The 14,204-nt window shown below is 59.4% G+C and carries 13 protein-coding genes; 5 read left to right on the top strand and 8 right to left on the bottom strand.

What is annotated here, in order from left to right; all coding sequences use genetic code 11:
• Nucleotides 1-17 precede the first annotated feature (17 nt).
• A complete protein-coding gene (locus AC788_RS04325) occupies nt 18-200 on the bottom strand; it encodes a hypothetical protein (RefSeq protein ID WP_049859372.1) in 183 nt (60 codons plus the stop codon).
• A gap of 166 nt (nt 201-366) precedes the next feature.
• Here AC788_RS04325 and AC788_RS04320 point away from each other — a divergent pair, with 166 nt between their 5' ends.
• Nucleotides 367-711: a DUF6388 family protein gene (locus AC788_RS04320; protein ID WP_049859371.1), complete on the top strand. Its 345-nt coding sequence runs from the start codon at nt 367-369 to the stop codon at nt 709-711.
• A 72-nt stretch (nt 712-783) separates the two neighbouring features.
• On the opposite strand, the gene AC788_RS04315 is transcribed toward AC788_RS04320, so the two are convergent.
• Nucleotides 784-990: a hypothetical protein gene (locus AC788_RS04315; protein ID WP_049859370.1), complete on the bottom strand. Its 207-nt coding sequence runs from the start codon at nt 988-990 to the stop codon at nt 784-786.
• Nucleotides 991-1,167: 177 nt separating this feature from the next.
• On the opposite strand from AC788_RS04315, the gene potE reads away from it, so the two are divergent.
• The 4 genes from potE (at nt 1,168) to AC788_RS04295 (ending at nt 9,434) form a co-directional block, all read left to right on the top strand.
• Nucleotides 1,168-2,601, top strand: coding sequence for a putrescine-ornithine antiporter (potE, locus tag AC788_RS04310; RefSeq protein WP_049859369.1), 1,434 nt, complete (start codon nt 1,168-1,170; stop codon nt 2,599-2,601).
• On the top strand, nt 2,588-4,873 hold the full coding sequence (locus AC788_RS04305) for an Orn/Lys/Arg decarboxylase N-terminal domain-containing protein (RefSeq protein ID WP_049859368.1): 2,286 nt from the start codon (nt 2,588-2,590) through the stop codon (nt 4,871-4,873). The genes potE and AC788_RS04305 overlap by 14 nt, the downstream gene beginning before the upstream one ends.
• Nucleotides 4,874-5,063: 190 nt before the next feature.
• The gene (locus AC788_RS04300; RefSeq protein WP_177327950.1) at nt 5,064-7,565 is read left to right on the top strand and encodes an ATP-binding protein; all 2,502 of its coding nucleotides are present in this window, start codon (nt 5,064-5,066) and stop codon (nt 7,563-7,565) included.
• A gap of 1,407 nt (nt 7,566-8,972) precedes the next feature.
• Nucleotides 8,973-9,434, top strand: coding sequence for a hypothetical protein (locus AC788_RS04295; RefSeq protein WP_049859367.1), 462 nt, complete (start codon nt 8,973-8,975; stop codon nt 9,432-9,434).
• A 599-nt stretch (nt 9,435-10,033) separates the two neighbouring features.
• On the opposite strand, the gene AC788_RS04290 is transcribed toward AC788_RS04295, so the two are convergent.
• The 6 genes from AC788_RS04290 to AC788_RS21570 form a co-directional block, all read right to left on the bottom strand.
• A complete protein-coding gene (locus tag AC788_RS04290; RefSeq protein WP_049859366.1) occupies nt 10,034-11,323 on the bottom strand; it encodes an nSTAND1 domain-containing NTPase in 1,290 nt (429 codons plus the stop codon).
• 152 nt (nt 11,324-11,475) lie between these two features.
• Nucleotides 11,476-12,072: a hypothetical protein gene (locus tag AC788_RS04285; protein ID WP_049859365.1), complete on the bottom strand. Its 597-nt coding sequence runs from the start codon at nt 12,070-12,072 to the stop codon at nt 11,476-11,478.
• Nucleotides 12,069-12,299: a hypothetical protein gene (locus tag AC788_RS04280; protein WP_049859364.1), complete on the bottom strand. Its 231-nt coding sequence runs from the start codon at nt 12,297-12,299 to the stop codon at nt 12,069-12,071. The genes AC788_RS04285 and AC788_RS04280 overlap by 4 nt, the downstream gene beginning before the upstream one ends.
• 51 nt (nt 12,300-12,350) lie before the next feature.
• Entirely contained in the window at nt 12,351-12,791 is a 441-nt protein-coding gene (locus AC788_RS04275; protein WP_049859363.1) for a lysozyme, read from the bottom strand.
• A 56-nt stretch (nt 12,792-12,847) separates the two neighbouring features.
• Nucleotides 12,848-13,078, bottom strand: a complete 231-nt coding sequence (locus tag AC788_RS04270; RefSeq protein ID WP_049859362.1) for a hypothetical protein — start codon at nt 13,076-13,078, stop codon at nt 12,848-12,850.
• Nucleotides 13,079-13,135: 57 nt separating this feature from the next.
• The gene (locus AC788_RS21570; RefSeq protein WP_049859361.1) at nt 13,136-14,038 is read right to left on the bottom strand and encodes a hypothetical protein; all 903 of its coding nucleotides are present in this window, start codon (nt 14,036-14,038) and stop codon (nt 13,136-13,138) included.
• Nucleotides 14,039-14,204 lie beyond the last annotated feature (166 nt).

The following is a 14,204-nucleotide window of genomic DNA, read 5'->3' as shown; positions in this document are numbered from 1 at the left end:
GCACCATTGCCGGAGCATCATTGGCAAAGGTGCATGGCGGTGAGCAGCAGGAAGAAGGCACCAAGCACCTCGAAATGGCCGAGCAACCAAGTGCCGAGGCGCGAGCGCCCGACCGTCCCGGAGCGGCCACACCATTGCGGCCACAGAGCGGCCGAAGTCGCCAGCACGGCGCCTGCCAACAGCAACAACACGTAGGCCATCGCAAGGTCCTGCGGTGATGAATGGAGATAGGCCTTAGTGCTCGCCAGGCACCGCGCGTTCCACTGGCTTACGTGCACTTCGTCACAAAACCGCACGCACCCAGCATTGCCTGCATCGACGGGGGCCTGCACAATCGTGCCCTTTCCCACACCGATCGAAGGCCCCATGGCAGAACCCGATTCGCGTCACCAGGCCGCACTGGACCGTTTTCTCGAGATGAGTCCCGAGCTGCAAACGGAACTGGGCAGCCTCAACCCCCTGGCCGCACGTGCGGCAGGGCTGAGCATCGAGGAATATCGCGCCGAACGTCTGCACGAGGCCTTCGAAGAAGCCGCCAATGGCCAGGACCTGTTCGCCTGGGAACTGACCCTCAAGCTCACCGCCGACACCCCGGAAGACTTTCAGGCGCAACGGCTGGAGGTTCACAGGGAAGTGGCCGAGATGGCTGGCATGCCGTGGGAGGAGTACATGCAGCTCAATGGCCTGAAGGACGCCTCGGGCTCGGCGTAAAACGCAAGCACCCTGCGCAAGGCAGGGTGCAGGTTCACTGGGCAGGCCGGGCTTTTATCTGGAGGATATTGGCTAGAGGCTATTGCCGGGCGAAGGCTCTTCGTCTTCGTCGACGGGTGGATTGGCCTCGGTATCGGGTTCTCCCACCGCCTTGTTGCCAGGCGAGCCGTCCTGTTCGTCATCATGCTCGTCTTGGATATCAGGGTAGCCCTCTTCCCCGCTACCTGGCTCGGCGGGCCCTGGATACGGATTCTGCGGGGGGTTGTTGTCTTCGACCATGATATGTCTCCTTTCGTGGAGCGGTTCATCCGCACCTGATAGTGGGAGATCACCGCAACCCGGGAAGTGCCACTGACGTGACGAGCGGTTTGCTCTTCCCTGCAAACCAGCCACTGCCTTGTCTTCTGAGGTTTCTTTGCTATAGCTAAAGGCCTCTCTGATCATTCAGGCAATGGAGTGGCCGTCATGAAAAAGATGAGTGTGAGTCAGCTGACCATGCTGACAGCCGTCAACATGCTGGGATCCGGCATCGTTCTGTTACCCACCAAGCTCGCCGAAGTCGGCGGCATCTCGATCCTCTCCTGGCTGATCACGGCTACCGGCTCCCTGGCCCTGGCCTATGCCTTCGCCCGCTGCGGCATGCTCAGCCGCAAGACCGGCGGCATGGGCGGTTACGCGGAATACACCTTCGGCAAGTCGGGCAACTACATCACCAACTACACCTACGGACTGTCCCTGCTGATCGCCAACGTGGCGATCAGCATCACGGCGGTGGGTTACATCCAGACCCTGTTCGATATCAGACTTGATTCGCTGCAGGTGGGCCTGGCGACCATCGCGCTGTTATGGCTGACCACCTTCGCCAACTTCGGCGGGGCGAGCGTCACCGGCAAGATCGGCTCGATCACGGTGTGGGGCGTGATCGCACCCGTGGTGCTGGTGTCGACGATCGGCTGGTTCTGGTTCGACAGCGGCACCTATGCGGCGGGCTGGAATCCCCACGACATGCCCTGGTACGAAGCGGCCGGTGCCTCGGTGGCAATCACTCTGTGGGCGTTTCTTGGCCTGGAATCGGCGTGTGCCAACGGCGACGCCGTGGAAAACCCGGAAAAAAACGTACCCATTGCCGTGCTCGGCGGCACGTTGGGCGCGGCGGTGATCTACATCCTGTCCACCAATGTGATCGCCGGCATCGTCGACAATGCCGAGCTGGTTTCCTCCACCGCGCCGTTCGGCCTGGTGTTCGCCAAGATGTTCACGCCGACGATCGGCAACCTGGTCATGGGCCTGATGGTGCTCGCCTGCATCGGTTCGCTGCTGGGTTGGCAGTTCACCGTGGCCCAGGTCTTCAAAAGCTCAGCCGACACGGGCTACTTTCTGCCGATCTTCGCCAAGATCAACAAGCACGGGGTGCCGATCATCAGCATGCTGATCCTGCTCGCCATCCAGACCGCGATGGCCTTGCTGACCATCAGCCCAGACCTGGCCAAGCAGTTCGACACCCTGGTGAACCTGGCGGTGGTCACCAACCTGGTGCCGTACATTCTGTCGATGGCCACCTTGATGACCTTGCAGAAGGTGTCGAATGTCCCGGCCAACAAGGCCTTGATAACCAACGTCGCCGCCGCGGTCGCGACGGCCTACAGCTACCTGGCGCTGTACAGCTCCGGAGCCCAGGCCCTGATGCTGGGCGGCGTGGCGACCATCGTCGGCTACACGCTGTTCGGCTTCGTCAACAACCGCCTGATTCGCCTGGAAGCGCTCAACAACAGCGCCCCGACCCAGACCGTTGCCGCCCAGCACATCGTCGGCACGCCGATTCTGGTGAACAGCCTGCCCCGTACCCCAACCAACCCCCTGCCCTGGAAGCGCGACCATGACGGACCATAGAAACCTGCTCGGCATGCTGGCTTTGTTGATCAGCGATCAACCCGACAAACGCACTGTGTTCGGACGGGCGCTGATTCAGCTGATCACCGACGTGGAGGAGCGATCCATCAGCGTGATCACCTCCGAGCGTCTGGACGATGCCAAGTCGATCCTGAGCACCGACCCGGCGATCCAGTGTGTATTGCTCAGTTGGGAAATGGACAGGAGTGCCGACCATCAGCAATGCATCGATCTGCTCGCCCGCCTGCGCGAGCGCAACACGCGCGTGCCGGTGTTCCTGATCAGCGACCGCAGCACCGCATCCAACGTGCCGTTGATCGTCATGCAGCACGCCGACGACTTCATCTGGCTGCCCGAGGACACCAGTCGTTTCCTCAGTGGGCGGATCCTGGCCGCCATGGAGCGCTATCGCCAAGCGGTGCTGCCGCCCATGTTCGGCGCCCTGCTCAAGTTCGCCCGCAGTTATGAATACTCCTGGCACACCCCGGGCCACGCCGGCGGTACGGCCTTTCTGAAAAGCACGGCTGGCCGGGCGTTCTATGAGTTCTTCGGGGAAAACCTGCTGCGCTCCGACCTGTCCATTTCGGTTGGCGAACTGGGCTCGCTGCTCGACCACAGTGGCCCCATTGGCCAGGGCGAGCGATACGCGGCCAAGGTATTCGGCGCCCATCGCACCTACTACGTCACCAATGGCTCGTCGATGTCGAACCGGGTGATCCTGATGGCCAGCGTCACCCGCGATCAGATCGCGCTGTGCGACCGTAACTGCCACAAGTCTGCCGAGCACGCGATGACCCTGTCCGGGGCCATCCCGACCTACCTGGTGCCGACGCGCAATCGCTTCGGCATCATCGGCCCGATCCTGCCGCAGACGTTGAGCGCGGCCGCGGTACGCGCGGCCATTGCGAGCAACCCGCTGGTCGGGGCGCACATCGACCCCACGCCGGTGCACGCCATCGTCACCAACTCCACCTATGACGGCTTGACCTACAACGTCACGCGGGTCGAGGAGTTGCTCGGGCAAAGCGTCGACCGCCTGCACTTCGACGAGGCGTGGTATGGCTACGCGCGGTTCAATCCGTTGTACAAGGACCGCTTCGCGATGCACGGCAGCCCCGATGACCACGACGCCTCCAAGCCGACGGTGTTCGCCACCCAGTCCACCCACAAACTGCTGGCCGCGCTGTCCCAGGCATCGATGATCCATGTGCGCAACGGGCGCAATCCTATTCACCACGCACGCTTCAACGAGTCGTACATGATGCATGCGTCGACCTCGCCCAACTACGCGATCATGGCCTCCTGCGACGTCAGTTCGGCCATGATGGAGGCGCCGAGCGGGCAGATCCTGACCAATGAATCCATCGAGGAAGCCATTGCGTTTCGCCAGGTGATTTCACGGATGCACGCTGACATGCGGGCCAACGACGACTGGTTCGTGTCCTGCTGGCAGCCACCGTCGATAGACATCGGCGGGGCCGCCATCGACTTCCATGAAGTCGATCCGGCGAAGCTCAAGTCCGACCCGAACTGCTGGGTGCTGCACCCCGGCGAAGTCTGGCATGGTTTCGGCGACATCGAAGACGGTTACTGCATGCTCGATCCGATCAAGGTGTCGATTCTGACCCCCGGCATGGGCGACGACGGGCAACTGCTGGACTTCGGCATTCCGGCCTGTGTGGTGAGTGCGTATCTGGGCCGGCAAGGGATCGTGGTCGAGAAAACCACCGACTTCACCCTGCTCTTCCTGTTCTCCATCGGTATCACCAAGGGCAAGTGGGGCACCTTGGTGAACGCACTGCTGGATTTCAAGCGCGACTACGACGCCAACCTTGAGCTGGAACTGTGCCTGCCCGACCTGCTTGCCGTCACGCAGCAGCGCTACGGCGGCATGGGCCTCAGAGACCTGGCCGAAGAGATCTTCACGGCGATGAAGGCCAATCGCACCACGGCCGCCATGGCGGCAGCCTTCGGCATGCTGCCCCAAGCCGAGTTCAGCCCGGTACAGGCCTACGAAAAACTGGTCCGCAACGAGGTGGAACTGGTGACGCTGGACGATGCGGCTGGACGGGTGGTGGCGACGGGCATCGTGCCCTACCCGCCCGGCATTCCGTTGCTGATGCCCGGCGAGAACGCCGGTGCGGCGGACGGCCCGCTGCTCGCCTACCTGAAGGCGCTGGAGAGCTTCGACCGCGCGTTTCCCGGCTTTGCCCACGACACCCATGGGATCGACAACGATGCCGGGGTGTACCGACTGTCGGTGCTCAGGTAGGGAGACCAACGGCAGTTTTCAGCTTTACGGCCGTGCTATCGGCTCGGCCGCATTTCTGAGAAACTGGACCGTCGGGCACCTCGCCCCGTACCTCTCTCATCCATCGGAGATCCGCTTGCACATCGTACCCAAGGGTCTCGACAGTGATGAACGACTGTCCCACGTGCTGCAGGCCAGCGAACGACTGGCCATGGCCGAGTCCATCGACGAGGTGGTGAGCGTTCTTCGCGACACGGCTCGGGCGACGGTGGGCGCCGAGGGCATCGCGATCGTCATCGAAAACGGCGGGCACTGCACCTACGTCGCCGAGGATGCGATTTCCCCGCTGTGGAGCGGCAAGACGTTTCCGATCGATCGCTGCGTGTCCGGCTGGGCGATGCTCGACAACAAGACGTATGTCATCCCGGACGTGCGGCTGGACCCGCGTATCCCGCGAGAAGCCTACGACCCGACGTTCGTGCGCAGCCTGGTCATGGTCCCGATCGGCAAACCGCTGGCGGTGGCCGCGCTCGGCGCGTACTGGTCACAGGTGCGCCCTCATAACCGCGACACGATCGAACGCCTGGAAAGCCTGGCGCGTCTGGCCACCATTGCCATCGAAAACGCGCGCCTGACCCAGGCGCGCAACCGCGCGGCCGCCATCGGCGCTGCGCAGAACCGCATGCTCGCGCTGGCAGTGGCCGAAGGCAGCCTGGACGTGACGCTGGAAGCGATCGTGCGCGAGGTCGAAACCCTGTCCACGTCCGGTCTGCTGGGAAGCGTTCTGCTGCTGGACGACCAGGGGCGGCGCGTGCAGCGCTTCGTGGGCCCCAGCCTTCCTGGTCACTACACCGGGGCGGTCGAAGGTCTTTGCCTGGACTTGGACGCTGGCAAGACGAACGCCGGCGACAGTTCGAACGAAGTGTTGGCAAACCAGCTGGCAGTGTTGGCCAACGAGCATGGCTTGCAGGTGTGCTGGTCGACTCCGATCCGTTCCACGCAGGGCGTCGTGATGGGTGCCTTTGTGCTGTATCACCCAGAGGTACGGCAGGCCGTGCCAGCCGATGTGGAGATCATCGATTTCGTCGTGCAGACCATCGGTCTCATGGTGCACCGCGCGCAAGTCGATGTGGCCGTGCGCACCAGCGAGGCCCGGTTGCGTCTGGCGGTGGACCACGCCGATGTCGGGTTCTGGGACGTGGACCTGGTGCAGAACACGCTGGTGTGGCCACCGCAGACCAAGGCGATGTTCGGCATCTCGGCCGATGTGTCGGTGACCATCGAGGATTTCTATCAGGGCCTGCATCCTCACGATCGCCGGGCAACCCTGGAGGCCTTCAGCGCAGCCATGGACCCTGAACGCCGGGCGCTCTACGACGTGGACTACCGTACCATCGGTCGCGAGGACGGCGTGGTCCGCTGGGTGGCCGCCAAGGGACGAGCCGTGTTCGATGAGCACGGACGCTGCCTGCGCGTCACTGGCACGGCGATGGACATCACCGCCCGCAAGAACGCCGATGAGAAACTGCGCGAACTCAATGCCACCCTCGAAGGGCGCGTGGCCCAAGCCATCGCCGAGCGTGAAGAAGTCCAGTTGGCTTTGCGGCAGAGCCAGAAGATGGAAGCCATGGGGCAGCTCACCGGTGGCGTGGCCCACGATTTCAACAACCTGCTCACCCCGATCGTCGGCACGCTGGACATGCTCCAGCGCCGGGGCGTGGGCGGCGAGCGGGAGCAACGGCTGATCTCCGGCGCCGTGCAATCGGCGGATCGCGCCAAGACGCTGGTACAGCGGCTACTGGCCTTTGCCCGACGCCAGCCGCTGCAGGCGGTCGCCGTCAACGTCGGCAAGCTGGTCAGCGACATGGGCGACCTGCTGGCCAGCACCACCGGCCCGCAGATCAAGGTCGTCGTCGATGCGCCGGAGCATCTGCCCGCGGCGATCGCCGACGTCAACCAGCTCGAAATGGCGCTGCTCAACCTCTCCGTCAACGCCCGAGACGCAATGCTCGAGGGCGGAACACTGCGCATATCCGCCTGCACGGAATCGATCGAGGCAGGGCATCGGTCGGGACTTGCCGTGGGCAACTACCTCTGCCTGTCTGTCGCGGACACCGGCTCGGGCATGGACGCCGCCACGCTGGCGCGTGCAGTGGAACCGTTCTTCTCCACCAAGGGCGTCGGCCAGGGCACCGGCCTGGGGCTGTCGATGGTGCATGGGTTGGCCTCGCAGCTGAACGGCGCGCTGACCATTCAAAGCTCACCGGGCCTGGGGACCAACGTCGAGCTGTGGCTGCCACGCAGCGCTACCCTTCCCGCCGAGGCCCTGCGCTTGGTCGACACGCCGGAGCTGTCCTCCAGCCGCGGCGTCGCGTTGCTGGTGGACGACGAAGAGCTGGTACGGGCAAGTACCTCTTACATGCTGGCCGAACTGGGCTATTGCGTCATCGAGGCCGCATCCGGCGAGGAAGCCATCGCCCTGATGGACACCGGCGAGGCCTTCGACCTGCTGATCACCGACCACCTCATGCCGGGCATCAGCGGCACCGATCTGGCCAGGCAGGTCCGCTGCTCCCGGCCGGGGACCGCGATCCTGCTGGTTTCAGGCTATGCCGAGCGCGAAGGCCTCGACCCCGACCTGCCGCGGCTGAGCAAGCCGTTCAGGAAGAATGAGCTGGCGACGATTCTGGCGCAGCTGGGGCGCGAGGGCTGACAGTGGAGACACGGTCCGTCACACGGCCGTGGCCTTGCGATGGACCAGGCTTTCGCCGAACCGAGAGTACGTCGAGCAGACGTACAACTACCACCGTACCTATGCGACAATAGCCGCACTGTCCGGTCTGCATCCCGCCTTTATTGCCCGGCTCCAGCGTGGTATCGCGTCGGCCATCGAATCGATATCACCTGAACCCATCGCTCCCCCAGTTATTGATAGGTAAGCTCCTTGATCTCCACAGCTAACATCACCATGCAGTCTTGAGTGGTTGCTGAGGTTAGCTGTTGATCAATGTTTTCGGGCAATTGCCGCTCGATAGCACTCACCGCATATCAACGAATAACTGCCATTGGTATCAAAATTGGTATCAGATGACTCCTCCTATCCGTATGCCGGTTCGGCATACGGATCCCCGCTCCCTGCTACATCCCATCCTGTCCCCTACCCATCCGACACACCCGAATGGCCGACATATACACCTTGCCTTTCCAGCTAGTCCGCACATACGAGTTCGTCACTGTCCCAGAACAGGGCTGTTCAAGCAGTAGAAGGGCCCGCAGCCTGGGTTTTGCGCGAATCGATGAAGCGTCCTGCCGCTCTGTGCGGACAAGATTCTGGTGTATCGTGATGCGAGCAATCACAGGCTTATTGACACCCAACCTTTCTGCAGGAAGCAGTGATGTCTGAAAAAAAGATTTCGCGCCGACTTTTCTTCGCCACGGCGACTTTGCTTTTCAGCAACACAGGTCATGGCCGCAGCGGAGGCCACGGAGGGAGTAGAGGCAGGTCGAGTAGCGGAGGATCAAGCGGGTCAGGCGGGTTGATCTTTATCGGAGTACTACTCGCCGTAGGTGCTACGTTCTGGATAATCTCGACCATCTCTGGAAGAAGTAGGACCGGCAAAGCTAAGGCTCAACCACCTGATACTTCACACCATCTCGACGATGAACCTAGAAAGCTAACTGCGGCTGATATCGAACAGCGAAATCGGCTGGGGCTTTGTCCCTTGTGCGGGAAAAGTATGCAAAGGCGCGTTGCCAGCTACCCGGGCCGGACATTTTTTGTGTGCAAAACCCACCCAATATGCCTCGGAACCCGACCAGGGTCCAGGTTGCCGTGAATCGCTACAATCCGGTAGGGCAACATTAGTGGTGAAAAAAAGGCCCAGCGCCTGAACGGCGTGGCCTAGAGCAATTTGCTGTCTAAATCTCAAAGCCTTCATCGCGCCTTTTACAGGCAACATGCGCAAGGTAGCAGCCGCCAGTATTAGACAGGCTTTCCGCCCTTTCTCCGAGCGTTCTGCTCACCCTCACCCAACATTCCTGCACCATCCATCGACCCAGCCTTGAGCAATCCCCCTCACCTCCAATACTGTACGCACATACAGTATCGGTGAGAAGCAGTATGGAAATCGAAGACGAAGAGTTCGGATGCCTTGGCATACCCACCGAAGCGCAGATATGGAAGCAACAGGCCGAGCTGGTCCAGGCAGAGTATGAGCAGGTGGCCGCCGACCTGCGCCAGGCCCGGACGAATATCCTGAAGTTGGTCGACATCCACGCCGTCACTGCGCGCGAGCGCGATCAGGCGCTGCATTTGCTGGCGTCGTACAAGCGCGACCTCTCCGCCGCCCACGTCGAGCTATCAGCGCTCGGCAATCGGATGCGCGGGATGCAGATGGCAGCGCGGCAGTCAGCCGAGAGCCCCTATCCTTTCCGCGAAACATTGGCGGCGCCAGATCCGAAGCCACCCTTGCCCGCGCGTTGCCCGAGCGAAGAGCAGCAGAGCCTACTACGCTTGGACCAGGACAACGGAGGCGCACATGGACACGCTGGAATGGCTGAACCTAACACCAAAGCTCAGTGATGTAGACACCTGGACCAGATTCTGGTCCGTGCACGATGATCCCTTTCCACACATCCGCTGCAGGAGTTGCGATGGGTGGCAGTCGCTACAGGATTCGGTAAAGCCATTCGTGCATGGTCCATCCTGCAAGCTGACTCAGGTTCAAAGCGTATTCCCCTGGCGAGACCTATTGTGGATCGTCGGCAATACTGACCGAGGATCCTTGTAACCGGCAAAGAGTCAATCGGTACGCTGCTCCTTTCCACCGTACTATCCAGTTTTTGTCAGAGTAGAGTGGGTCGTGGCAGTAGCAGGCACCACTGATTGGTAATGGTCGGCCCAACGCCTTCAAGGCTTTGCGATCCGCAATGATGCCGGAGCGAACATTGAAAACAGATCGTCTAACGGTTCCAGCAAGGACTCATGCCAGAAAACTCTGATTACCGGATAGGGATTCGAACCCTATCGGGTCGTATCGCAGTACCTCGCAGCCCCCATAATCATTGGCTTCTGGTGGGACCTTGATGGACAGTGACGTACCCGAAAGGACCCTGTTTTGCCCTAAATTTGCCCTAGAAACCCAACACGCTGCCCGGCCTCTCGTTCGCGAACCCCTGTAGCTATTCAGCCTCGCCAGGCTTATACATTCTTGGTCTGGCCATGGTGTAGGAATGAAACAGAGAATCCTTGAATCTGTAAAATCGCTCACGGATTTTTTCCAGTTCTGCACCATACTCTTCTGTAACCAGTTGGCCTACGTACTGGCTAGAATTGTCGACTCCCATTTCCAACGCTGCTTTGTAAGCGTTTGTTGTGAGGATCTCATTTGCCTCATCCCGTGCCCCAGCCATTGCTTTGAGTACGGTTTCTCGCTGAGAAGATGAGCCCACGGCACGCCGATATTTACCCTCAAGCACAGGATCTGCCTTCCTTTCAGCAATTCCTGCAAGAGTGGCATTTATATCGTCCAGAGTTATCACATCACTCTGCTTGTTATAGCTGGACCTAAGAGCAAACTTACCAATCAAATGCACCATATATGGGTGACCCTGAGCCAGACTGATAATACGCTTACGCGCCCCGGCATCGAAAGTTATATGCTTTCCAATTGACATTTCGGCATTATCGATGATTTCTTGCAATTCCTTTTCATTCATTGGATCCAAACTAACGATACTTCCTGCAAAAAGTCTATCTGTGGATTCATGCTCCTTCATGAGGGACTGAATATCCTTGGCGACTCCAACTATACAAAACTTAACTTGTGGGCAATTAGTGGCGAGCGCTTTAATGAATGAAGCGAACCCGTCAGGATTAGCTATTTGATCGAATTCATCTATGATGATAAGTATTCCATTCTCGGCTACTTTGGCATCAGCTATAGCTCCGACGACATTCGAAAAAACCACGTCAACGCTGTGGCTTGTAAGGGCTGGAGCGCTTGAACTTTCGTTGGATTTTACACCCCCTAGCTCAGCGCCAATACCAAAGACTTTTGCACTAAATTTGGGCGAATAGGATCCCATGACCTTCGATGCCTGAGGTATGTCATAAATCCAGCGACCCAGGCAACTCGCAGAAGTGAGCAATGTTTCAAGCAGTTGCTCAGTACTCTTTATACTATTGCCGCAGGCAAAGTACACGGTTAAAAAATCCAACTTGCTGTCATGGCGAACTCCGGTTTTATCGAGAATAGAGTTATCTCCACTCCCAATAGCAACAACCTGCCTGGCCAATGACGTCTTACCTATTCCTCTATTCCCTACAATGGCAATATTAGAACCATCTGCGAGCAGAGCGTAGAAAACATCTTCTATTGCAGATTCCCGACCTGCAAACTTAGCTGAGTCACTTATTTCCTTGGCGGGAATAAACGCGTTTTCAATTGCAGATATAGTTGGAGTAGCCATTTGTGATTCCATTCGTTGGTTTCCGCGCTAGTAAATGCGCTTTCGAGGCATCGAATGTACAGGTATTGGTCATTTCAGCCAAGGGGATCGCCCATCAGCAGTACCTTCCATTGCACGCGTTTCACGCGGCACATAGCAGTATGGCACCCACATCACTTACCGCTATTGAAGTAGTCGCGGTAAGGCTGCACGGTTGCATCCTTGGTGAGGTTGAGCTTCATAAGCCGCAACCGGCCGACGCCGCCCAGACCCTGGAATCGGATCCAGACCTTCTTCGTATCGGCGCCGGTGGTGAACTGCAGTGACCAACGAGTTTCGGCCGCAGCTGCCGTGAATCGCATGGAGCTCAGGGTGGTGCCGGGGAAGGCATGGCCGGCGCCGTCATCTGCGCCGGTATTGATCTGCACCTGAGGATAGTTCCCGGTGAAGCTGGCGGTTCGGGTGCCGCTGACGATGTAGGTCGTGGACGGCTCCACTAGCATCCCCGAATCAGCATCGTTCGAAGTCGTGAAGTTGTCGAAATTTCCTGACATGCCGTTGTACTCGACAAACGGATCGCCGCCGTTGAACCCTGGCTCCGTCTTTCGAGCGTAGGCAGGGTCGGCAGCCCATCCGGCTAGGTCGGTGGCGAACTTGTAGTTCTGGATCAGCTGCAGCCCGCGGCGATCCTCTTTGCTGGCTATGACGCCTTGAATCGACGCTCTGCTGCCTGGCCCCGCACTGCTCCCATTGCCTGCCGTGACCGTCATAGCTCATCCGTCTCATACAGGGCTTCCCCTGTCGGGGTCACGCGGAAGCGGCCGCGACCCAGCCACAATGCTTGGCAGCCGGTTTCGGTGAATGTGAAGGCGGGAACCCACGTATCGCCCGCCTGCTTCTCGACGACTATCGTGCCGGATTTAACCACAGCGGTGATCACGACCGGCGAATTGGAGAGGCGCCAAGGGAATACATTTTGAACGGTGTATGCAGCCATGGTGGTCACCTTTAGAAAGCCGCGCAGTGGAGCGCATGATTGTTGGTCAGGTCACGCGATACCCAGGAACAGGCCTCGCTCGGCGGCGCGGCGATTTACCAGGCCCGGCAGGACTTTGCCGCCAGCGTTGACCCAGCGGGAGAACTGCTCGGCGCCGCCGGGGGTATCGCCGGCATTCAGCTTGCGCAGCAGCGTCGACTTGGTGAAATTGCCCTCCCCCACGTTGTAGGTGAACGACACCAGCGCATCGAACTGGCCTTGGTTGAGCGGCACCCGCACCAGGCGCTCCACGATGCGCTCGAACCGCACCAGGTCGGCCGCCAGCATCTGCTCGGCCTGGGCTTCCGTAATGACCATGTTCCGGGTGACGCCCGACGTGCTGCCGTACCCGATCGTCCAAGGCAGGCCACCGGTGCCGGGATCTGGGTATGCCTTGAGCCGCAGCCCTTCGGCGGATTTAATCAGGGCGATGCCCTTCGGTGAGGTCTTCATGCTTTTCTCCGGACGTAAAAAAGCCCGCTCGAGGCGGGCATATGGAGTAGTGAGTTTTACTCAGCAGCCGGCGATTCATCTGCGGCCGGCGAAGGCTCCGGAACGGCCTTGGTGCTGATCGTCACCTTCGCGCTGTAGCTGTTGAGCAGCTGAGCGGTCCGGATCGACGATTGGGGGAACGACTGCAGGATCTCCCGCGCTTTGGCATCCGCCTCGGCTTCGGTGGCGTATTCCACCTGGTTATTCGGGTCGTACGAGTTCGCACCGTTGATGACGATGTAAGGCATGTGAATCTCCAAATGAAAAAGCCGCTCTATGGCGGCAAAGGGTTCTAAATGAATCGTTTAATTAAAAGGAAACGGCAAGTTTGACGTGCGCGTTACCAACGCTACAGGCATCCGGTCGAAGACCATCGAATAATAACCAACACGCTGGCCACCCGCTTGAGTAGACGGCGACCCGCCAGCGGGTCCAAACATGAATTGAACGCCACCAACATAACCGCCTGCGCCTTCAATCACGCTATAACCCATTGCACCACCGTTATCTACAACTGCTGCGTTACGGCTGAATGGCAAGTGTACCGCGTACTCTTCATTTCCTAGTGGTACGCGCACCTTTGAATACTGGATTGATGGATAACTACCCTTGATCAGCTCGTTATTTCCACCTGCATAGGCAGTCACATACGTGTTTCCTTGCTGCGTTCCTGGGCCGGGCGCTGCTACTTGGGCAATAATATTCAGCGGCACCATGTATGAATTGAACGTAATAGCGCCTGTTGCGACATTTCGGCAACGCAGCCTGGGGCCAGAGCCCATTTCACGCATCTGATCAAATGCGTACACCCTCGTCGATCCCGAAGCGTTGCCGAAAATGTAGGTTCGAGTATTGCCCGAGGCGCTGACGCCATTCAGACACCCATCACCCACCAGAAACAGCATGGGTGCTACACAATCCGGCACTGTGAAGATCCACTGTTGATCGCCAGTACCCGGAGCATCGTCGGCCCAGCTCGTCCCTTGGGAAGGGTCGAGATTGATCGAACGAATGCGCTTGCGCGGCCATACCTCGCCTTGCGTCAGGTATCCGCTTTTGACCAAGCCGTAAGTGATCTTTTCACTATCGAGCAACATTGTGCCGTCCAGCTTCCTGACTTTTAGGCCAGCCATTAAAAGTACCCATAGGCAATTCGGCAGTTCGCCGAAAAGAAGCCCCAACCGTTTGTGTTGTATGAATACGCCCATGAGAGCGTACTCCCTGAAATGGTAATGCCTGGGCGCTTACCTTTTTCTCTCTGCAGATCGACCAGCGGCAAGATGCTATAGAACAACGTCTTCCCAGCTGGAGGTGCCGGAATGGTCACTGAGCCGTTGTTACCATTCGTTATAACCGATCCTAAATCCTGACTGT

It is taken from the genome of Pseudomonas sp. RIT-PI-a, assembly GCF_001187875.1.
Lineage (GTDB): Bacteria > Pseudomonadota > Gammaproteobacteria > Pseudomonadales > Pseudomonadaceae > Aquipseudomonas > Aquipseudomonas coleopterorum.
Note: the sequence above shows the minus strand (reverse complement) of the source record. Positions and strands in the feature narration are given on the sequence as shown.